The sequence below is a fragment of the Amycolatopsis sp. NPDC101161 genome (assembly GCF_044768185.1).
Taxonomy (GTDB): domain Bacteria; phylum Actinomycetota; class Actinomycetes; order Mycobacteriales; family Pseudonocardiaceae; genus Amycolatopsis.
Genome location: NZ_JBIWPI010000004.1, coordinates 450,243 through 469,811, shown reverse-complemented (window position 1 = coordinate 469,811; position 19,569 = coordinate 450,243). Strand labels below are relative to the sequence as shown.

Sequence of the window (19,569 nt, the reverse complement as noted above, 5' to 3'; positions counted from 1 at the left end):
TCCTCAGGTGCCCAACCCCACCGGTCCGGTTCTCGTCGTGGACTTCGGGGCGCAGTACGCGCAGCTGATCGCCCGGCGCGTGCGCGAGGCGCAGATCTACTCCGAGGTCGTCCCGCACAGCGCGTCGACCGAAGAGATCCTCGCGAAGAACCCCTCGGCCATCATCCTTTCCGGCGGCCCGTCGAGCGTGTACGCCGAAGGCGCGCCGGGCATGGACCCGAAGCTCACCGAAGCGGGCGTGCCGATGTTCGGCATCTGCTACGGCCACCAGCTGCTGGCCAGCGCGCTCGGCGGCGTCGTCGAGCCGACCGGCGTGCGCGAGTTCGGCCGCACCGAGATCCGCGTCGCCGGCGACGGCGGCGTCCTGCACGCCGGCCTGCCCGCGCACCAGCCCGCGTGGATGAGCCACAACGACAGCGTCACCAAGGCGCCGGAAGGCTCGGTCGTCACGGCGTCTTCGGACGGCGCCGAGGTCGCCGGCTTCGAGGACGTCGAGCGCCGCTTCGCCGGCGTCCAGTACCACCCGGAGGTCGCGCACTCGCCGCACGGCCAGGAGGTGCTGCGCCGGTTCCTGCGCGACATCGCCGGGATCGAACCGCAGTGGACGACGTCGTCGATCGTCGAGGAGCAGGTCCAGCGGATCAGCGACCAGGTCGGCGACGGCCGCGCGATCTGCGGCCTGTCCGGCGGGGTCGACTCGGCCGTCGCGGCGGCGCTGGTGCAGCGCGCCATCGGCGACCGGCTGACCTGTGTGTTCGTCGACCACGGCCTGCTGCGGGCCGGCGAGCGCACCCAGGTCGAGCAGGACTTCGTCTCCGCGACCGGGGTCAACCTCGTCACCATCGACGCGCGCGAACGCTTCCTCGACGCGCTGGCCGGCGTCACCGACCCGGAGCAGAAGCGCAAGATCATCGGCCGCGAGTTCATCCGCGTCTTCGAGCAGGCCGAGCGCGACCTCAAGGAGCAGGGCGACTACAAGTTCCTGGTCCAGGGCACGCTGTACCCGGACGTCGTCGAGTCCGGCGGCGGCGAGGGCACGGCCAACATCAAGAGCCACCACAACGTCGGCGGCCTGCCGGACGACCTGCAGTTCGAGCTGGTCGAGCCGCTGCGGCTGCTGTTCAAGGACGAGGTCCGCCGCGTCGGCCTGGAGCTGGGCCTGCCCGAGACGATCGTGCAGCGCCAGCCGTTCCCCGGCCCCGGCCTGGGCATCCGGATCATCGGCGCGGTCGACGCCGAGCGCCTCGAGACGCTGCGCGTGGCCGACCTGATCGCCCGCGAGGAGCTGACGGCCGCCGGGCTGGACCGCAGCATCTGGCAGTGCCCGGTGGTGCTGCTGGCGGACGTCCGCAGCGTCGGTGTCCAGGGCGACGGCCGGACCTACGGGCACCCGGTGGTGCTGCGCCCGGTGTCGTCCGAGGACGCGATGACCGCGGACTGGACGCGCCTGCCCTACGACGTCCTCGAGCGGATCTCCACCCGCATCACCAACGAGGTGGCGGAGGTCAACCGGGTGGTCCTGGACGTGACGTCCAAGCCGCCGGGCACCATCGAGTGGGAATGAGTCCACTCCTGGACAGGACTCGAGGCCCCGGCGTGGGATCCGGGGCCTCGAGAGTTTTCGGTGCTAGCGGCGGCGTTTGCTGCCGAACGACGCGCCGAGGAGCAGCAGCCCCACGAGCACCGCGCCGCCGGCGATGACCCACCGGAAGTCGAACTGTGGCAGCCAGCTCGCGCCGTCCGAGAGGACGTAGGCGGAGATCAGCAGCGTCGCGATCCCGACGATCAGGGTGAAGACGTCCACGCCGCGCTTCGCGGGCTGGGTCTCCGTCGGGTTGTCGTAGGCGTAGGGGTTCTGGTCAGCCACGGCGCACCTCCACGTTGCCCACGCTGTTCTTGACGTGCAGGGTGATCTGCTGGCCGCCGGGGCCGTCGGTGCCGTAGTCGACGCCGGTCAGCGCGTCCTGGCTGATGCCGTCGGTCTGGTGGCCGAAGCAGTCCGTGTTGCCGGCGCCGGTGTGGCAGTCGTAGGTGACGTCCGCGGTGTCCGGCACGGTGACCGTGGTGTCGCCCGCGCCGTTGATCACGGTGGTGGTGATCGGCGAGCCGGCGGGCAGCGCGGTCAGGTCGAGGTCGATGTTGCCCGCGGCGTGCTGGTACAGCGGCTTCAGGGCGGTCACCGAGAGCGGAGTCTCGTGCAGGTCGCCCGCGCCGCCGCGGAAGTCGAAGTTCTCGAACGGCACGGTCGTCAGCACCATCCCGGCGATCGCCAGCGGCACGGCGAGCCCGATCAGGCCGCGCCCGCCGCGGGCGAACGCGCCGGTGACCAGGCCGATCCCGACGACGCCGAGCACCAGGCCGATGATGTGCTGCGCGGAGAACCAGGTCGCGCCGTTGAGGTTGGCCAGCACGCCACCGCCGGCGGTCAGCACGGCGAGCGCGAAGGTCGCGGAGCCCACCTTGGAGTTGCGGCGCCGCTCGGGCCGCCGGTCGCGGTGGTGCATCGGCGGCGCGGGCGGAGGCGGCGGCTGCGTCGACGGCGGGTCGGGCAGGTCCCACCCGGCCGGGTCGGCGGCGAGCGGGTCCCACCCCGGCTTCGCCTCCGCGTCGGCGGTCGCGGTGTCGGTCATGGTGAAGGCTCCGTTCCCGGTGAAGGCTCGAGTCCGCGGGACGACCGGCGCGGGCCGGTTCTCCTGGCCGCGGTTGCGGTGCAGCAGGTAGAGCGCGGTGGCGATGAGCGCGAAGCTGATGAGGGCCCCGCCGTCGAACCACGAGCCGCTGAAGGAGCCCCCGACGCTGACCACGGTGAGCACGCACAGCACGACGGCGAAGGCCGGCGACACCGACGACCGGCCGCGCCCGATCAGCGACTCGAAGCCGGAGACCTCGTCGCTCTCGCCCGGCAGGAAGAGCCACCCCAGCAGGTAGAAGGGAACGCCGAAACCGCCGAAGATCGTCGCGACCACCAGGGCGACCCGCACGACAACGGGGTCGATCCCGTACCGGTACCCGATGGCCGCGGCGACGCCGGCGACCTTCCGCCCGGCGTGCGGCCGCCGAGGCCGGCTGACCCAGAAGTCCTTCACGGTCTCCTCGAAGCCGTTCAACGGACTCGGCTTCGGTGCCCGCGTCTCACTCGCACCACTCATACCGAAGAGCATGCGCGATCCGTGGTCGGCGGACATCCGGGATGGTCCCTGAGGTTTCCCGGAGAATGGCGGGGTGATCCGCAGGCTCGCCTTGCTCCCGGTGTTCGCGCTGCTGGCCGCGTGCGGTCCGGAGGCGGGAGACCCCGTGCCGCCGTCGACGGCGGTCCTCTTCCCGTTGCTGGACGGTTTCGCGGGCTTCTACGCCGATCCCGCCGGTCCCGCCGCGACCTGGGTCCGCTCGGCGCCGCCGGGACGCGGCGCGACGCGATCGACACCGCGATCGCGCGGATCCCCGCGGCTCGCCGGGTCACCGATCCCGGTGACGCGGGCCCGTTCGTGCGTGCGGCAGCCGCCGCGAAGCGGAAGCCCGTCCTGCTCGCCGACGCCTCGGGCGTCTGCACCTCCGAGGCTTACCACCGGTGGTTCGCGGCGCTGGCCGCAGGAATCGGCGGGCTGCCCGCGGTCGTCGTCGTGCGGACGTGCCCCGACGGCCGGGCCGCGGCGCTCGCCGACGCCGTCCACACGCTTCGCGCCCCCGCGACGAACCTCCTGCTGGACGTCTCCGACGTCGCGGCGCCGGACGACGCGGTCCGGCTGCTCGCCGACGCCGACGTGCGCGAGGCGGGCGGGTTCGCGCTCAACGTCGGCGGCTACGCCCCGGACGCCCGGCTGACCGCGACGGCGACCACGATCCTCACCCGCCTGGCCGCCTCGACCGGCCGCACCGACTACCTGCCCCTCTTCGACACCAGCCGCAACGGCGCCGAGGTCACCGGCGACTGCAACCCGGCGGGCGCGAAGACCGGCGCGTGGGAGCGGATCGACGGGGCCGGGAAGCCGCAGGGACTCTGGCTCACGACACCCGGGATCTCCGACGGCCCGTGCGGGACGGCGCCGCGCAGCCACCGCGGCGAGTTCGACCCGGAGCTCGCCGCCGCGCTCGCGCGGTAGGTGGATCAGGGATTTCCCCCGATGGAAGCCCGCGCCCCCGCGTGTGACGATGGACGGCGTGCAGGAAGCCCTCGACCACGTCGCCAGTGACCAGGTGACCGTTCCGGAGAAGCCCAAGATGTTCCGGCGCCGGTCCGGGCGGGCGATCGCCGGGGTTGCCGGGGGGCTCGCCGACCACCTCGGGGTGCCCGTCGTCTGGGTCCGGACCGCCTTCGCGCTGCTCGCCGCCCTCAACGGGGCCGGCCTGCTCGCCTACGGGCTCCTCTGGGTCTTCGTCCAGCAGCAGACCGACGAAACCGCGAAGGCGCCGACGTCGAAGGAGCGCCAGCAGGCGTTCGGCCTGATCGCGCTGGGCGTCGGCCTCGCCGTCGCCAGCGGGACGCTCACCGGGTTCATCAGCGGCTGGGTCGCCGTGCCGCTCGCCGTCGCCATGCTCGGCCTCGCGGTCGTCTGGCGGGAGGCCGACGAGTCGCAGCGCCGCCGGTGGCGGGTCGGGGCCAAGGACGGCTTCGCGGGGGCGTTCCTCGGCGGGGGCGGCTGGTCGGCCGCGATCCGGATCGTCGCCGGCGTCGCGCTGGTGATCACCGGCATCACCGTCGTCGTCCTGCGCAGCGGCACGCTCGACCAGGTCCAGTTCGCCCTGATCGCGGTCCTCGCGACGCTGATCGGCGTCGCCGTCCTGACCATCCCGTTCTGGCTGCGGCTGGTCCGCGACCTGTCCGACGAGCGCAAGGCCCGCATCCGCACCGACGAACGCGCCGAGATCGCCGCCCACCTGCACGACTCCGTCCTGCAGACCCTGGCCCTGATCCAGAAGCAGAGCGAGCAGCCGCGCGAGGTGGCGCGGCTGGCGCGCAGCCAGGAACGCGAGCTGCGCGGCTGGCTCTACGGCCCGAACGGCTACGGCAAGCCCGTCGAGACCGCCGAAGAAGCGACGGGCCAGCTGTCCGAAGCGCTCGCGACGGCGTGCGGCGAGGTCGAGGACACCTTCGCGATCTCCGTCGGCCAGGTGGTCGTCGGCGACGCCGAGCTGGACGACTCGCTGGTCGCGCTGGTCCAGGCCGCGCGCGAGGCGATCGTCAACGCCGCGAAGCACGCCGGCGTCGAGGAGGTCAGCGTCTTCGCCGAGGTCGAGCCGACGGCGGTCACGGTGTTCGTCCGCGACCGCGGCAAGGGCTTCGACCCGGACCTCGTCCCGGACGACCGCCACGGCCTCGCCGACTCGATCCGCGGCCGGATGACCCGCCACGGCGGCACGTGCAAGGTTCGCACCGCGCCGGGGGAGGGCACCGAAGTGCAGCTCGCCATGCCGGTGAAAGCGGGCAAGGGGGCAGCGTGAGGCGGCTATGCTCGACGACGTGACTGACACCCAGCGCGAACCGGTGAAGGTGTTCCTCGTCGACGACCACGCGCTGTTCCGCGCGGGGGTCCGCACCGAGCTCGACTCGATCACCGACGAGGTCCGCGTGGTCGGGGAGGCCGGTTCGGTCGCCGAAGCGGTCGCCGGGATCGCCCGGACCAAGCCCCAGGTGGTCCTGCTGGACGTCCACATGCCCGACGGCGGCGGCGCCGAGGTCCTGCGCCGGGTGCGCCCGGAGCTGCCAGACGTGGTGTTCCTGGCGCTGTCGGTCTCGGACGCGGCGGAGGACGTCATCGCGGTCATCCGAGCGGGCGCGCGCGGGTACGTCACGAAGACGATCTCGTCGAAGGAGCTGGTCCGCGCGGTGGTCCGCGTGGCCGACGGCGACGCGGTGTTCTCGCCGCGGCTGGCCGGGTTCGTGCTGGACGCGTTCGCGGACCGGCCCGGCTCCGCGCCGATCAACGACCCGGAGCTGGACCTGCTGACCCCGCGGGAGCGGGACGTCCTGCGGCTGCTCGCGCGGGGGTACGCCTACAAGGAGATCGCGTCCGAGCTGTTCATCTCGGTGAAGACCGTCGAGACGCACGTGTCGAGCGTCCTGCGGAAGACCCAGCTGTCGAACCGGTACGAGCTCTCCCGCTGGGCTTCCGACCGACGCCTCGTCTGACTCAGTCCGCCAGAGGAGCGAGAGGCCGGGGCGCGCGCCCGGTGGTGTCGTCACCAAGCCCATCCGCCTGGTCACCGGCCACGTCCAGGGCCCCTCGCTCCGGCTTCTGGAGGCGGGTCAGCGCGACCCCGCCGAGGACGACCACCATCCCCGCGATCACCCGCAGGTTCAGCTGCTCGCCCAGGAACACCGCGCCCAGCAGCACCGAAACCACCGGCAGCAGGTACCCGACGACCGAAGCCGCCACCGCACCCTCGCTCGCCAGCAGCTGGTAGTTCAGCGCGAACGCGATCCCCGTCGACCCGATGCCCAGCACCAGCACCGCCAGCAGCGGCCCGGTCGAGACGTGCACCGGCGTCAGCCCGCCGACCGGCAGCGCCAGGACCAGCATCCCGCTGGCCAGCAGCATCTGCCCGGCCGAGATCGCGTACGGCGAGGACGTCGAAGAGGACAGGTACTTGCCTTCGTAGACGAACGCGAACCCGTAGCTCGCCGCCGCCGCGAGGCACGCCAGCGCGCCCCAGCTGAGCAGCCCCGACGCCTGCCACGGCGCGAAGATCAGCAGGATCCCGCCGAGTCCGACCAGGAGCCCGGCCAACCGCGTCCCGGTCATCCGCGACGACGTCCCCATCATCGGCGCCGCCAGCAGCACCCACAGCGGCGTCGTCGAGTTCAGCACCCCGGTGATCCCCGAGTCGACCGTCGTCTCGCCGATCGCGAACAGCAGGAAGGGCAGCGCGTTGTGGAAGAACGCCGCGACGGCCAGGTGCCCCCACACCCGCCGGTCGCGCGGCAGCCGCGCACGCTGCAGCCGGCACAGCACCAGCAGCATCGCCGCGCCGAGCACGAGCCGCGCCAGCACCAGCTGCACCGGCGAGAACATCCCCAGCCCCAGCTTGATCCAGAAGAAGCTCGAACCCCACATCAACGCCAGCGCGCCGATCCTCAGCAGGGTCTTCGTCTCGCCCACCCAGTCCTCCTTCGCCGATCAAGCGCCAGCTTCGCGCCGCCGAGACGTAAGGACAAGCGAAAATAACTGCAGGGACGCTTAAGCCCAGCTGTACGATCGGAGCCATGCTCGACGTCCGCCGCATGCAGGTTCTCCGCGCCGTCATCACCAGCGGGTCGATCACCGCCGCGGCCCGCAACCTCGGCTACACGCCGTCCGCGATCAGCCAGCAGTTGTCGGCCCTGGAACGCGAAGCGGGCACTGAGCTGCTCGAACGCGTCGGCCGCGGCGTCCGCCCGACCCCCGCCGGCTCGCTGCTGTCCGAGCACGCCGAGAAGCTCAGCACCGAGCTCGCGAAGGCCGAAGCGGCGCTGACCGAGCTCAAGGAGGGCCGCACCGGCCGTGTCGCCATCCGCTACTTCGCGACGGCCGGCGCGTCCCTCGTCCCGCCGGCCATCGCCGCGGTCCGCCGCGAGCACCCCGGCGTCCGCCTCGACCTCAAGCTGGTCGAGCCGGACGACCCGATGGCCGACGTCGAAGCGGGCGACGCCGACGTCGCGATCACCGTCTTCCCGCGCAAGAAGCCGCCAGGCAAGGGCGTCGAGCTGGTGCACCTGCTCGACGACCCGTACCGCGCGGTGCTGCCGAAGACCCACCCGCTGGCCCGCAAGCGCGTGCTCGACCTGACGGAGTTCGCCGAGGAGCCGTGGGTCGGCGTCGACGGGCTGCCGGGCATCTGCCGCGACATCCTCGACAGTGCCTGTGCGTCCGCCGGGTTCGCTCCGAACGTCGTGGTCGAGTCCGAGGACTACCAGACGGCGCAGGGGTTCGTCGCCGCCGGCATCGGCGTCGGGCTCATCCCGGAACTGGGGCTCGGCGCCCAGCACCCGGGCGTGGTCGTCCGCCGGATCCGGAACCCGGAACCGGTCCGCGCGATCCACGCCGCGGTCGCGTCCCGAGCGTGGGGGCAGCCCGCCGTCCGGACGTTCCTGGAAGCCATGCGCGCGGCGACCGTGAAAGTCGCTTAGACGAAGAACAGCTCCGAGACGAGGATGCCGACCAGCACCGCCGCGAGGATCGCGGCCACGGTGATCAGCGTCTTCTTGGACACCGGCAGGTTCCACGCCTGCGCCGACGGCTGCGGCCCCGGTGCGGGCGGCGGCGCGTACTGCGTCGGCGGCGGGACCGGCTGCATCCGCTGGGTCTCCTCCGCCGGGGAGTAGCCGGGCGCGGCGACCGGGACCTGCTGCTGGAACTGCGGTCCCGACGGCGGCATCGGCGGCGCCGCGGGCGCCAGCCCCGGGTTGAACGGCGGAGCCGGCGGCGGCGGGAGCCCGGGCGCGGTCGGCGGGATGAACGCCGTCTCGCGGCCCTCGGTGATCGCGCTCAGCGAACGGACGGTGTCGGCCATCGTCGGCCGGGTCGTCGGGTCCGAGCGGAGCATCTTGCGCAGCGCCGCGGTCAGCACACCCGCGTTCTGCGCCGGCCGCTCGGACGACTGCCCGTCATCCCCGAACGGCGGCACGCCTTCGACGGACGTGTACAGCGTCGCCCCGAGCGAGAAGACGTCGGCGGCCGGCGTCGGGGGCAGCCCGCGCGCGACCTCAGGCGCCACGTACGCCGCGTGCGGGCCGCCGCCGCTGATGCCGATGTCGGTGAGCTTGACGCCGCCGTCGTCGGCCAGCAGGACCGTGCCCGGCTCGAGCGTGCGGTGCACGAACCCGGCCGCGTGGATCGCGGCGAGCGCGTTGCCGAGCTGGATGCCCAGGTGCGCGGCCTGGTCGGGGGTGAGCCGGCCGTGCTCGGCGAGGAACGTCGCCATGCTGCGCGACGGGATGTACTCCATCACCAGCCAGACGTCCTGGCCGTCGGGCAGGACGTCGAACACCTTGATCGCGCTGGGGTGCTCGATCCGGGCCGCGTCCTTGCCCTCCTGCATGGCCCCCGCGCGCGCCTGCTCGGCGCGGTCGCCGGCGCCGACCGGGAGGTACATCCGCTTCATCGCGACGGTGCGGAACAGCCGCGTGTCGAACGCCAGCCACACGATGCCCGCGCGGCCACGGCCGATCGGCTGGTCCAGCCGGAACCGGCCGCCGACGATGGTGCCTTCAGAACTCAAGTTGGGTCCTCGATCATCCGCCGGTGCCCGTGGCGGGCGTGGTGGGCGTGACGGGCGTGGTCGGTGTCGTTTCGACCGGTGTCGTTTCCGGCGTGGTCGTCTTCGGGGTCGTCTTCGGAGTCGTGGTCTTCTCCGGCTCGGTCGTCCGCGGCGTGGTCGTGCGCTTCGCCGAGGTCGTCTCCGACGGCGACGTCAGATCCACCGTGGTGGTCGGCTCGTCCGTCGTCGACGGCAGCGACTCCGACGTCGCGACCGGCGCCGGCTTGCTGCTGGACACCGGCGCCGCGGGGGCCTCCGGGTTGTTCGGGCTCAGCAGCCACACGGCGAGCGCGACCAGGCCCACGACCACGATGCCGCCGATGATGGCCGGGCGCTTCCAGGCGCCTGGCTTCTCGTCGTCGTCATCGACCGGGCTGGCCTGCGGACGCCGCGGCGGGGGCGGCGGGGCCGGCTCGTCTTCGTAGTCGTCGTACTGGTCGTCCGCGTACGAGCCCTGGCCGGGCGGGGGCACCGGCACCGCGCGGGTCGCGGCGAGGCCGGGCGGGACGCCGCCGACGTACTGCTGGCGCTCGTCGGGGTAGCGGTCGTACCCGTCGTAGTCGTCCTCCGGGTAGCCGGTGCCCTCCGGGTAGTCGTCCTCGTCGTAGTACGGCACGGCCTGGGTCGGGGCCTGGCCGCCGTCGAGCAGGCTGCCGGAGTGGCCCGCCGGGACCTCGTCGAACATCTGGGTGGCGTTCGGGTCGGCGATGGCCGCCGCGCCGAGCACGCCCGCGGCCGGCGCCATCATGGTCTCGTCCGCAGGGGCGCCGAGCGGCGTCTCGCCGCGGGCGACGGCCGCGAGCAGCTCCTCGCACTCCTCGGCGGTCGGCCGGTGCCGGACGTCCGGGTGCAGCAGCACGGCCAGCACGCTCGCCAGCGGCCCGGACTGGCGCGGCGGGATGATCTGCCCGGCCGCGACCGCGTGCAGCAGGCTCAGCGTGTTCTCCGACAGCCCGAACGGCGGCTGGCCCTCGCAGGCCGCGTACAGCGTCGAGCCGAGCGAGAAGACATCGGACTCCGGTCCGGGGTCGCCGCCGATGGCGACCTCGGGAGCCAGGTAGGCGGGGGTGCCGGCGATCATCCCGGTCTTGGTGACCGTGACGTCGTCCTTGGCGCGCGAGATGCCGAAGTCGGTGATCTTCACGGTGCCGTTGCCGGCGAGCAGGATGTTGCCCGGCTTGATGTCGCGGTGCACGATGCCGACCGCGTGCGCCTCGCGCAGCGCCGCGGCGACCTGGGCGCCGATGCGCGCCACCTCGGTCGGCGGCAGCGTGCGGCGTTCCTGCAGCACGGCGGCCAGGCTGGTGGAGTTGAGGTACTCCATGATCAGGCACGGCTGGCCGTTGTCGTCGGTGACGACGTCGAAGACGGAGATCGCGTTCGGGTGGTGCAGGCGGGCGGCGATCCGGCCCTCGCGCATCGTCCGCTGGCGCGCGTCCTCGGCGTCGTGCTCGTCCAGGTGCGGCTGGAGGAGCAGCTGCTTGATGGCGACCGTGCGGCCCAGGACCTCGTCGTGCGCCTGCCAGACGGCCCCCATCGCGCCCGTGCCGATCCGGCCGACGATGCGGTACCGACCGGCGACCAGGCGACCCTCGTCGCTCACGCGACCTCCCTTTGGGCTCCGACTTCACCAGGGCGTGAGGATCGGTGCCTGGTGACGCGGCCACGCGCACGCCGCTTCGCTGGAGCGTATGCACATGTCGTGGGCTGTGTGCCGGCTTCACTGAGACCGGCCCGTGACAAGGCTAGGCGCTCACTCTGCGCACACGAATCCGGTACGGGCACTTGAACCACGGGTGAAGGGGTGATCGCCGAGGGCTACATGTACTGGGCCGAGACGAGCTCGGCTTCGGTGATCAGCCCGCCGCTGTCGGCGACCCGGAACAGCTGGGTCACGCGGACCAGGGCGCCGTCCGGCCGGTGCAGCGTCGCGACCGCCAGGATCGAGCCGTCCGGCTTGATCTGGGTGTCGGCCTCCTGGACGTCGATGGCGTCCATCGAGCTCCAGGTGCGGACCAGCTCGCCGGCCGCGCCGTCGGCCAGCGTCGGGCTCAGCAGCGCCAGCGCGCCCGACGAGTCCTTCGCGATGGCGGCGTAGAAGTCCTTGACAGCCTGGATCTTCCGGGCCGCGCTGCGCGCGTCGGCGGCCGTGTCCGGCACCGCCTGCACGGTGGCCGGCGCCGCTTCGGTCCGCGGGCTCCCGCCGGTCGACTCCGACGCCGACGGCGCGCCACCGGAGTGCGTGCCGGGCGCGGGGGTGCTGGGCTGCTCGGGCGCGCCGCCGCCGGCCTGGTGCTGCGGGACGGCGAGGCCGCCGAGCTCCGCGGCACCGGTGAAACCGGCGGGCGTGGACTGGCCGCCTTCGGACACCGCGCGGTGCGCGCTGGTCAGCATCGGCGCGGCGACCACCGCGCCGGCGACGAGCGCACCGGCGGCCACGAGCCCGGCCAGCTTGGCGCGGCGGACGAACCGGCTCTCGGGCTCGCCGTCGTCCTCGTCCCGCTCCGGCTCGCGGACGGGTTCCAGCCGCGGCGGCAGGAACTTCTGCGGATCGCGGAAGACCTGCTCGAGGTAGTCGCGGTCGGCGTCGCCGACGCCGTCGAGCATCTCGGCCGGGATGACGTCCTCGACGCGGACGGCGTTGGGTACCTCACGCCGTGTTCGCTGCCGATCAAGCACGAAAGTCCTCGCTCTGGGGTTCCGGGGACGGTCACTCGGCCGTTCGGCCGGGTTCCCGTTGGTCCGGGTGGCCGACTCGTGGCCGGTTCCGGACCCGCTGTCGTCAGGTAACCCTGTGCGGACGAGCACCACCAGGCTCTGTCGCCGGAATGCCGTCGCGATACGACGAGCGGCAGCATATGTCACCCACCCGGACCAGGGGTAACCGTTCGGCGCACCGCACGTGCATCGGAACGGGCGAACCGCACGTGCAGGGTTCGTTACTGGCCGTCAGCCGCGATCTTGTCGCCGTCCCCGAACGTCAGCGTGCGCTCCTCGATCGTCTTGGAACCGTCGGTGTGGGTGATCTCGACGGTGTTGACCGTGATGCCGCGCTGCTGGTCGACGCTGATCTTGCGGACCTCGAAGTAGGCGATGCCGGCGTAGCGCTCGGCGAGGGCCTGCGGGCCCTTGTCGTGCAGGTCGCCGGTGGTGACCGCGGACGCCGCGGCGGGGTCGGTGGTGACGGTGTTGAAGAACTTCTCCGAGTTGTCGCCCATGGTCTGCGCGTCCGGCGGGAAGGAGTACCACCACGGCGGCTTGACCGGGGTTTCGCGCTGGGCGGGCGTGATCGGGGGCTTCTGCGGCCGCGCGCTCGTGCCCGGGGTGGCCGTGCCGGTCGTCCCCGGCGTGGTGCTGCTGTCGTCGGCGGGTGGCGGGACGGTGCCGTCCACGGGGCCGGCGCCACCGCCGCTGGTCCGCCCGGCCGGCTGGTCCGGCCGCGACGAGGAGTCCGGGGCCGCGGCGGAGCCGCCCTCCCGGGACGTCTGCGCGGGTTCGCCGGTGGGGTCGATGACGGTGGGCGCGCCCTGGTAACCCGGCCACGCGCCCTGCACGGCCTGGTCCTCCGCCGGCTTCCCGACCAGGTAGGACCCGGCGAACAGCAGCCCGACGACCACGGCGCCGGACGCGCCGGTGGCGAACCAGGCCGCCTTCTTCCACGTCTTGGGCGGGGTGACGGACGCGGGCACCGAGCCGATGGTGAAGCCGCCGAGCCCGTCGATCGGAGGAGCGGCGTAGATGCGGACGTCGTCGTCTTCCTGGTCCGCGTCGCGCGGCTGCGGGGAGACCAGCGAGACGCGGGTGCGCCGCGCGGCCAGCTCGGCGCGGGACTCGGCGACGGGCTCGGCTTCGGCGTCGTCATCGTCGAGCGGCAGGTCGCCGTGCGAAGCGGGGAAGAGCGGGGGCGCGGGCCGCCGGTCGCGCGGCTGGGGCAGCGACGGCTGGGGCAGCGTGCCGGACACCGGCGGCTCGGGGAGCGCCCCGGACCCCGGCTCCGCGAGGGGCAGGCACCCGGACACCTGCTGGGGGAGCGCCCCGGACATCGACTGCCCGGCTTCCGGCTGCTGGAACGGGAAAGAATCGCTCGTCGGCTGGGGGAACGCTCCGGATCCCGGCTGCCGGTACGGGAACGAGTCCTCTATCGGCTGGGGGAGCGCTCCGGACCCTGGCTGCCGGTAAGGGAACGAGTCCGGCATCGGCTGGGAGAGCGCGCCGGATCCCGGCTGCTGGAACGGGAACGACCCGGTCGTCGGCTGGGGGAGCGCTCCGGATCCCGGCCGCAGGTAGGGGAACGACTGCGGCATCGGCTCGGCAAGCGCTCCGGACCCCGGCCGCGCGAAGGACCCGGGAGCGCCGCCCGACCTGGGGCGCGCCAGGGAGCCGGACGTCGGCTGGGGCAGGGGGATCCCACCCGGCCTCGGCTGCGCGAGGGGCAGCGACCCGGACACGGGCGGGTCGACCGGTGCCTGGCCGGCCGCGTGGCGCCGCCCCGCGCGGGTCGGGGGAAGCGGGGGCGTCCAGCTTTCCGTACCGCCGAGCCGGTGCCGCCCGGGATGGGCGGGCGCGCCGCCGCGTCCGTGGAACTCCGTGCCGTGGGTCATGTCGACTCGACCACCCGGCCGTACGACTCTGATGCCGTTGGGGGGCAACAGAACCCGATCGGAGCATCCTCACGAGCGGAATCGCGTTCGGAATCCTGCGCAGATGCACGCGCATGCGAGACTGGGCGCGCGGGGCCAGTGCCCCCGCGCGTCCTGCGGGCTCCGCCCGACCCGAACGCAAGGGTCCTCACGGCGTCAACCCTAGGAGCATCCGGCGTAGAAAGTCCCGTCCAAACCTGCAAGTTGCACAGGTTTCACTCGGTCGGGCGCGACCGAACGGGGGAGGGTGACGCTGCGGAGTTTCACGCAGCGCCATCGGCCCAGTTCGAAGCGGTCAGCCTCCCGTGCGGTAACGGTCGCGCGTGGACTGCAGCGCCTTAGTCGCCACCACACCGCTACCCGCCGCGACGAGGATCGCCACGATGTCGAGCGTCGGTCCCCCGGCCGTGAGCAGCCAGGCGAACAGCGACGCGGCGGTGGTACCGCCGGCGACGGCCCAGCGGCTGCGGACGTACTGCCCGACCGGCGCGCCACTGGCACCGCGTTTACCCGCCGCGTTGTTCAGCAGCGCCAGATACCCCACATGGCCCAGCGCGGCCAGCACGCTCGCGAGCGCGACGATGACGGCGATGAGGTTAACGAGCCAGTCCATGGCTCCAGTCTGCCCGCAGCGGACCCGCCGGTGCCTCCGGGAAGACCCGGAATTCGGGCAACCGTTACCGGCCGAGCCTGCCGCGGCCGAGGTTCAGCAGCGCCATGGCCAGCTGACGGCCGTCCGGGCCCAGCTCGCGGTACCGCGCGAGCACGTCCATCTCGCGGTTGTAGACGATCCGCGTCCCGCCGGCGGCCATCCGCGCGGCCCCGATGGTCTTGGACACCTCGACCCGGCGCTTCACCAGCCGCAGGATCTCCTTGTCCAGCCAGTCGATCTCCTCGCGGAGCGCCGCGATGTCGTCTCCGGCGGGGGTGTGCTCGGCGGGCTGGCCGTCGGCGTTCGTGGCTTGTGCGTTCATCGGGACCTCTCCCTCGAATCCCGGACCCGCCCGGCCCCAGGTACGGCGACAGCCCCGGGTCCGTGGACTCCGGGGCTGGCGTGATGGCGGTTCGGGCACTACGCGATCACGGGAGCCGGAGTCCGGTTCCCGTAAAAAAATCGCTCTGCGTGGTGCCGCATGCGCTCAGTATGGCACAGCCGTGCCGGGGCGCTCCCGGAACGAGCGCACGCGGGCATGAACGAAGAGGCTCACCGCCAGCCAGAAGATCGGGAACGCGGGCCAGAAGAAGCCGGCGCCCAGCACGGCCCACCGGACCACGATCACGACGGCGATCGCCACCACGACGGCGAGGTGCAGGCGCAGCGCGGGGTGCCGCCGCAGCGCGGCGCGGGTGAGCGGGAAGCCGGGCCGGGGCGGCGCGGGCCGCGGCAGGTCGGCGGTGAGCTCGGCCAGCTCGTCGGTGAACTTGGCGGCGTAGACGTGGGTGAGGCGCTCTTCGACCTCTTCGAGGGTGAGCCGGCCTTCGGAGCCGGCGGTCTGGACGGCGGAGGCGACGCGTTCACGTTCGGCGTCGGCGGCCCGGATGCGGGCGGTGCGGTTCTCTTCCATGTCAACCGATGCTCCGCGCGCCCGGCCCGGCGCGCGTCGGGCGCCAGGCGACATCTCCCGCTACGCCCGGCGCGGTAGACCGGGACCGGGGAAGCATGGCCGGCGGACCCGCCGCGTCGGCACGCTCTGCCGCCCTCCTACCCGCCCGGGGTAGCGTGGACAGACGATGGACACCCTCTTCGATCTCCCCGCCGAGACCCCCGCGCGCAAGCCCGCTTCCGGCGGGCAGGCCGATCTGCTCGACGACCTGAACCCGTCCCAGCGCGAAGCCGTCACCCACGCCGGTGGCCCGCTGCTGGTGGTGGCGGGCGCGGGATCGGGCAAGACCCGGGTGCTGACCCGCCGGATCGCCTACCTGCTCGGGCAACGCCGCGTGCACCCCGGCGAGATCATGGCGATCACGTTCACCAACAAGGCGGCCGCGGAGATGCGCGAGCGCGTCGCGGCGCTCGTCGGCCGCCGCGCGAACGCGATGTGGGTGTCGACGTTCCACTCGATGTGCGTGCGGATCCTGCGCCGCGAGGCCAAGACGCTCGAGATGTCGTCGAACTTCTCCATCTACGACTCCGACGACACCAAGCGGCTCATCACGCTCGTGGCGCGGGACCTCGACATCGACCCGAAGCGCTACGCGGCCCGCACGCTCGCGGTGCACATCTCGAACCTGAAGAACGAGCTGACCGACCCGGAGACCGCGTCGGCGAACGCGGCCAACGACCTGGAGCGGCGCGTCGCCGAGGTCTACGTCGAGTACCAGCGCCGGCTTTCGCTGGCCAACGCGTTCGACTTCGACGACCTCATCATGCGCACGGTGTCGCTGCTGCAGGCGTTCCCGGACGTCGCCGAGTACTACCGGCGGCGGTTCCGCCACGTGCTGGTCGACGAGTACCAGGACACGAACCACGCGCAGTACACGCTGGTCCGCGAACTCGCCGGGACCGCGCCGAACGAGGCGGGCGTCGACCCGGCCGAGCTGGTCGTCGTCGGTGACGCGGACCAGTCGATCTACGCCTTCCGCGGCGCGACGATCCGCAACATCGAAGAGTTCGAGCGGGACTTCCCCAACGCGCACACCATCCTGCTGGAGCAGAACTACCGCTCCACGCAGACGATCCTGTCCGCGGCCAACGCCGTCATCGAGCGGAACCCGAACCGCCGCGCGAAGCGGCTGTGGACGGACTCGGGCGACGGCGAGAAGATCGTCGGCTACGTCGCGGACAACGACCACGACGAAGCCGCGTTCGTCGCGAACGAGATCGACGCGCTGGCGGAGAAGGGCGAAGCCGACTACTCCGACGTCGCCGTCTTCTACCGCACCAACAACCAATCGCGTGTCTTCGAAGAGATCTTCATCCGGCTCGGCCTGCCGTACAAGGTCGTCGGCGGCGTGCGGTTCTACGAGCGGCGCGAAGTCCGCGACATGATCGCGTACCTGCGCGTGCTGGCGAACCCGGACGACACGGTCAGCCTGCGGCGCGTGCTGAACGTGCCCAAGCGCGGCATCGGCGACCGCGCCGAAGCCGTCGTGGCGACGCACGCCGAGCGCGAGCGGATCTCGTTCGCCGCGGCGCTCCGGGACGTCACCGAAGACAAGGTGCCGCTGCTGAACCCGCGCTCGGTCAAGGCGATCAAGGGGTTCGTCGCGATGCTCGACGAGCTGGGCACGCTGGTGTCCGAGGGCGCCGAGGTGCACGACGTCCTCGAAGCCGTGCTGGAAAAGACCGGCTACCGCATCGAGCTCGAAGAGTCCGACGACCCGCAGGACCACACGCGCGTGGAGAACCTGGACGAGCTCGTCACGGTCGCGCGCGAGTTCACCGAGATCACCGCCGAGGTGGCCGCGGACGAAAACGCCGAGCTGGTCGTGGAACCCGGGGTGCCGGCACCGGGTTCGCTGCCCGCGTTCCTCGAGCGCGTGTCGCTGGTGGCGGACGCCGACTCGGTGCCTTCGCCCGACGGTGGCGAAGAAGGCGACGGCGGCGCGGGCGTGGTCACGCTGATGACCGTGCACACCGCGAAGGGCCTGGAGTACCCGGTGGTGTTCTGCACCGGTTGGGAGGACGGCGTTTTCCCGCACATGCGCGCGCTGGGCGACCCGGCCGAGCTGGCCGAGGAACGGCGGCTGGCGTACGTCGCGATCACGCGGGCGCGGCAGCGGCTGTACGTCTCGCGCGCGATCACGCGCTCGGCGTGGGGCCAGCCGTCGATGAACCCGGCTTCGCGGTTCCTGGACGAGCTGCCGGGCGACCTCGTCGACTGGCGGCGGCTGGAGCCCTCCAGCGCCGGGTTCGGGTTCGGTTCCGGGTCGCGTGGCGGCGGGACGCCGCGGGCGGCGACCACGTGGGGCGGCCGGCGGACCACGTCGCCGTCTTCGTCCTCCGGCACGCCGTCGTTCGGCAAGGGCTGGAAGGACACGGTGGCGCTGAAGCTGGACGTCGGCGACCGCGTCAGCCACGACAAGTACGGCCTGGGCACGGTGATCTCGTGCGACGGCGTCGGGCCGCGCGCCACGGCGACGATCGACTTCGGCGCGGCCGGCAAGGTCCGCCTGATGCTGATCGGCAGCGTCCCGATGGTGAAGCTGTAACACCCGTCCGAGTGAACCCGGCCCCGATCCCGGCGATCGCCCCCGGAATCGTCGTACCCCGTCGGTAGAACTGACCCCGTCATCGAACACGAGTTCGACGGAGGGGGAGACCGGTGTGGACCCGGTGCTGTTTCACCTGCTGGCCGAAGGGGTACAGAAATACCTGCGAGGAGTCCTGGGGTCGAGGGTTCCGGATCGGGGTCCGGGCCTTTCGGGGGCTTCAGGAAATCCTTCGCGTGCGGGAGCGGAGGCGTGCCGGCTGGCCGCCGCCTGGCGAGCGCTGCTCAGGCAGCACGAGCTGGGAGCTGACGGCCGATGTGTCACCTGCGGCCGGGGACGCCGCTGGACGACGCGTCGTGCCGCGCGTGTCCGCTCCGCGGGGGGCGCTGGGGGGAAGGTCGCCTGGGGCTGGCTGCCGGCGCGCAGGTCCGCGGAGCTGTGCACGGTGTGGCAGGTCGCGGTCGCGTACTTCATCCGGCGGTTGCCGGGCGGGCAGCGGTAGCCGTTTCCGGGCGCTCAGTGCGTTTCTGACGGCTTCGGCGAGGCTTAGGGTGATCTCGGGTGCCTTCTGGGTGTCGAAGCGGCGTGGTGCATCTCCGAGCGTGCTCGGTTCCCGTGCCGCGGTGGCCTGGACCATTCAGGCTCTAATCTACCGGCAGGCTTCAGCTCGCGGCTTCGCGGCGCGTATGCGCGCTCGGCTGGGTGTGCTCGTTCGCCCGGCTGAGGGGCGTCGGCGGCCCTCAGGGGCGGATCACGGCTCTACGACGTGCTTTCCGCGTCTCGGCGCGGGATGTGGGGTGAACGGATCAGATCACGATGCCGCGCGCGGCGAGCCACGGGCGGGGGTCGATCTTCTTGGTGCCGTTCTGCCAGACCTCGAAGTGCAGGTGCGGGCCGGTGCTCTGGCCGCGGTTGCCGATCTCGGCGATCTGCTGGCCGCACTTGACCTTCTGGCCCTCCTTGACGGAGAAGCTGTTCATGTGGCCGTAGACCTGGATCGTGCCGTCGTCGAGCTGCACGCGGACCCAGAGGCCGAAGCCGCTGGCCGGGCCGGCCTCGATCACGGTGCCGTCGGAGGCGGCGTAGATCGGCGTGCCGATCGCGTTGGCGATGTCGATGCCGAGGTGGCTCGTGCCCCACCGGGCACCGAAGCCCGAGGTGAAGGTGCCGTGGGCCGGCAGGCAGGTCTTGGGGCGAGAGGCTTCTTCGGCGGCCTTCTTGGCGGCGTCGGCTTCGCGCTGCTCACGGGCCTGGGTGACGGAGGCGCTGTCGGAGAGCTTCGCGGCCTCGGCGGAGGCGTCGACGGCGTGGCCGGTCGGCAGGAGCTCGGGGGCGCCCCCGGAGCCCGCGCCTCCTGACGTGAACGAGGCGCTGGCGTCCTGGCTGTTGGCCAGGGGCGTCACGCCGGCGTCGGAGTCGGTGACCGTCTTGAGGGTCGAGCCCGCAGCGGCGGCGGCGAACGCACCAGCCGCGACGGCGGCGACCACGACACGGCCGCGAAGGGCCGAGGAGGGCGGGGCGATGCGGTGCGCACCCCGGACAC

The 19,569-nt window shown here is 72.6% G+C and carries 17 protein-coding genes; 6 read left to right on the top strand and 11 right to left on the bottom strand.

What is annotated here, in order from left to right; genetic code table 11:
- The first annotated feature begins 7 nt into the window (after positions 1–7).
- On the top strand, positions 8–1,564 hold the full coding sequence (guaA, locus tag ACIRSS_RS29730) for a glutamine-hydrolyzing GMP synthase (protein WP_400900595.1): 1,557 nt from the start codon (positions 8–10) through the stop codon (positions 1,562–1,564).
- A gap of 63 nt (positions 1,565–1,627) precedes the next feature.
- On the opposite strand, the gene ACIRSS_RS29725 is transcribed toward guaA, so the two are convergent.
- Both ACIRSS_RS29725 and ACIRSS_RS29720 read right to left on the bottom strand, forming a co-directional pair.
- Positions 1,628–1,867 (bottom strand): hypothetical protein, encoded by a 240-nt coding sequence (locus tag ACIRSS_RS29725; protein ID WP_400900593.1) that lies wholly within the window; start codon positions 1,865–1,867, stop codon positions 1,628–1,630.
- Complete coding sequence (locus tag ACIRSS_RS29720) at positions 1,860–3,149, bottom strand: PspC domain-containing protein (RefSeq protein WP_400900592.1); 1,290 nt, start codon at positions 3,147–3,149, stop codon at positions 1,860–1,862. The genes ACIRSS_RS29725 and ACIRSS_RS29720 overlap by 8 nt, the downstream gene beginning before the upstream one ends.
- Before the next feature lie 336 nt (positions 3,150–3,485).
- On the opposite strand from ACIRSS_RS29720, the gene ACIRSS_RS29715 reads away from it, so the two are divergent.
- The 3 genes from ACIRSS_RS29715 to ACIRSS_RS29705 are packed head-to-tail and all read left to right on the top strand — an operon-like array spanning position 3,486 to position 6,127.
- Positions 3,486–4,100, top strand: a complete 615-nt coding sequence (locus ACIRSS_RS29715) for a glycoside hydrolase family 6 protein (protein ID WP_400900591.1) — start codon at positions 3,486–3,488, stop codon at positions 4,098–4,100.
- 43 nt (positions 4,101–4,143) lie between these two features.
- Positions 4,144–5,439: a PspC domain-containing protein gene (locus ACIRSS_RS29710; protein ID WP_400900589.1), complete on the top strand. Its 1,296-nt coding sequence runs from the start codon at positions 4,144–4,146 to the stop codon at positions 5,437–5,439.
- A gap of 7 nt (positions 5,440–5,446) precedes the next feature.
- A complete protein-coding gene (locus tag ACIRSS_RS29705) occupies positions 5,447–6,127 on the top strand; it encodes a response regulator transcription factor (protein ID WP_176173206.1) in 681 nt (226 codons plus the stop codon).
- Between the two features lies 1 nt (position 6,128).
- Here the strand turns inward: ACIRSS_RS29705 and ACIRSS_RS29700 are convergent, their stop codons facing one another.
- Positions 6,129–7,097 (bottom strand): DMT family transporter, encoded by a 969-nt coding sequence (locus ACIRSS_RS29700; RefSeq protein WP_400900587.1) that lies wholly within the window; start codon positions 7,095–7,097, stop codon positions 6,129–6,131.
- Positions 7,098–7,201: 104 nt separating this feature from the next.
- On the opposite strand from ACIRSS_RS29700, the gene ACIRSS_RS29695 reads away from it, so the two are divergent.
- Positions 7,202–8,104: a LysR family transcriptional regulator gene (locus ACIRSS_RS29695; RefSeq protein ID WP_400900585.1), complete on the top strand. Its 903-nt coding sequence runs from the start codon at positions 7,202–7,204 to the stop codon at positions 8,102–8,104.
- Here ACIRSS_RS29695 and ACIRSS_RS29690 read toward each other — a convergent pair.
- The 7 genes from ACIRSS_RS29690 to ACIRSS_RS29660 all read right to left on the bottom strand — a co-directional run bounded on the left by ACIRSS_RS29690 (position 8,101) and on the right by ACIRSS_RS29660 (position 15,439).
- Positions 8,101–9,195 (bottom strand): serine/threonine-protein kinase, encoded by a 1,095-nt coding sequence (locus tag ACIRSS_RS29690; protein ID WP_400900583.1) that lies wholly within the window; start codon positions 9,193–9,195, stop codon positions 8,101–8,103. The two genes, ACIRSS_RS29695 and ACIRSS_RS29690, sit on opposite strands and share 4 nt — an antisense overlap.
- 13 nt (positions 9,196–9,208) lie before the next feature.
- On the bottom strand, positions 9,209–10,837 hold the full coding sequence (locus ACIRSS_RS29685; RefSeq protein WP_400900581.1) for a serine/threonine-protein kinase: 1,629 nt from the start codon (positions 10,835–10,837) through the stop codon (positions 9,209–9,211).
- Between the two features lie 215 nt (positions 10,838–11,052).
- Positions 11,053–11,913: a hypothetical protein gene (locus ACIRSS_RS29680; protein ID WP_400900579.1), complete on the bottom strand. Its 861-nt coding sequence runs from the start codon at positions 11,911–11,913 to the stop codon at positions 11,053–11,055.
- Positions 11,914–12,173: 260 nt separating this feature from the next.
- The gene (locus ACIRSS_RS29675) at positions 12,174–13,835 is read right to left on the bottom strand and encodes a hypothetical protein (RefSeq protein WP_400900577.1); all 1,662 of its coding nucleotides are present in this window, start codon (positions 13,833–13,835) and stop codon (positions 12,174–12,176) included.
- Positions 13,836–14,169: 334 nt separating this feature from the next.
- Positions 14,170–14,487, bottom strand: coding sequence for a hypothetical protein (locus ACIRSS_RS29670; protein ID WP_400900575.1), 318 nt, complete (start codon positions 14,485–14,487; stop codon positions 14,170–14,172).
- Between the two features lie 64 nt (positions 14,488–14,551).
- On the bottom strand, positions 14,552–14,848 hold the full coding sequence (locus ACIRSS_RS29665; protein WP_086862755.1) for a chorismate mutase: 297 nt from the start codon (positions 14,846–14,848) through the stop codon (positions 14,552–14,554).
- Between the two features lie 165 nt (positions 14,849–15,013).
- A complete protein-coding gene (locus tag ACIRSS_RS29660) occupies positions 15,014–15,439 on the bottom strand; it encodes a DUF1707 domain-containing protein (protein WP_400900573.1) in 426 nt (141 codons plus the stop codon).
- Between the two features lie 166 nt (positions 15,440–15,605).
- Here ACIRSS_RS29660 and pcrA point away from each other — a divergent pair, with 166 nt between their 5' ends.
- Positions 15,606–18,026, top strand: a complete 2,421-nt coding sequence (pcrA, locus tag ACIRSS_RS29655) for a DNA helicase PcrA (protein ID WP_400900571.1) — start codon at positions 15,606–15,608, stop codon at positions 18,024–18,026.
- 806 nt (positions 18,027–18,832) lie between these two features.
- On the opposite strand, the gene ACIRSS_RS29650 is transcribed toward pcrA, so the two are convergent.
- The gene (locus ACIRSS_RS29650; RefSeq protein WP_400900570.1) at positions 18,833–19,513 is read right to left on the bottom strand and encodes a M23 family metallopeptidase; all 681 of its coding nucleotides are present in this window, start codon (positions 19,511–19,513) and stop codon (positions 18,833–18,835) included.
- Positions 19,514–19,569: the final 56 nt, after the last annotated feature.

Coding starts and splice junctions, on each gene's coding strand:
- ACIRSS_RS29695 (WP_400900585.1), top strand. CDS start 7,202: ATGCTCGACGTCCGCCGCATGCAGGTTCTCCGCGCCGTCATCACCAGC.
- ACIRSS_RS29660 (WP_400900573.1), bottom strand. CDS start 15,439: ATGGAAGAGAACCGCACCGCCCGCATCCGGGCCGCCGACGCCGAACGT.
- ACIRSS_RS29670 (WP_400900575.1), bottom strand. CDS start 14,487: ATGGACTGGCTCGTTAACCTCATCGCCGTCATCGTCGCGCTCGCGAGC.
- ACIRSS_RS29720 (WP_400900592.1), bottom strand. CDS start 3,149: ATGAGTGGTGCGAGTGAGACGCGGGCACCGAAGCCGAGTCCGTTGAAC.
- pcrA (WP_400900571.1), top strand. CDS start 15,606: ATGGACACCCTCTTCGATCTCCCCGCCGAGACCCCCGCGCGCAAGCCC.
- ACIRSS_RS29665 (WP_086862755.1), bottom strand. CDS start 14,848: ATGAACGCACAAGCCACGAACGCCGACGGCCAGCCCGCCGAGCACACC.
- ACIRSS_RS29675 (WP_400900577.1), bottom strand. CDS start 13,835: ATGACCCACGGCACGGAGTTCCACGGACGCGGCGGCGCGCCCGCCCAT.
- ACIRSS_RS29705 (WP_176173206.1), top strand. CDS start 5,447: ATGCTCGACGACGTGACTGACACCCAGCGCGAACCGGTGAAGGTGTTC.